Annotated in this window: 1 protein-coding gene; it reads right to left on the bottom strand. The window is 41.4% G+C overall.

What is annotated here, in order from left to right; all coding sequences use genetic code 11:
• Window positions 1-237, bottom strand: a 237-nt coding sequence (locus JM658_RS17075) for a hypothetical protein (protein ID WP_236961119.1), incomplete at both ends; no start/stop codon positions are given.

Raw genomic sequence — 237 nt, forward strand, 5'->3', positions numbered from 1 at the left:
TGCACTTAAATCTGGCGTCACACAATCATCTGGACATGTAGCTGGGATCGCTACCGTAATTGAGGTCTCACAATCCACTCCATTACTCGAAGTAATCACTAGGTCACTTCCAAATGGAATGTTTGTGATCATATTATTAGCCGTATCTAACGTTCCTACGTTAATACTAATAGCTCCATTACTGATGTATGATACGCTATAAGCGGCACCATCACAACTTAATGCCCCAACCGTTAA

The sequence above is a fragment of the Joostella atrarenae genome (assembly GCF_021764745.1).
In the GTDB taxonomy this organism is placed as follows: domain Bacteria; phylum Bacteroidota; class Bacteroidia; order Flavobacteriales; family Flavobacteriaceae; genus Galbibacter; species Galbibacter atrarenae.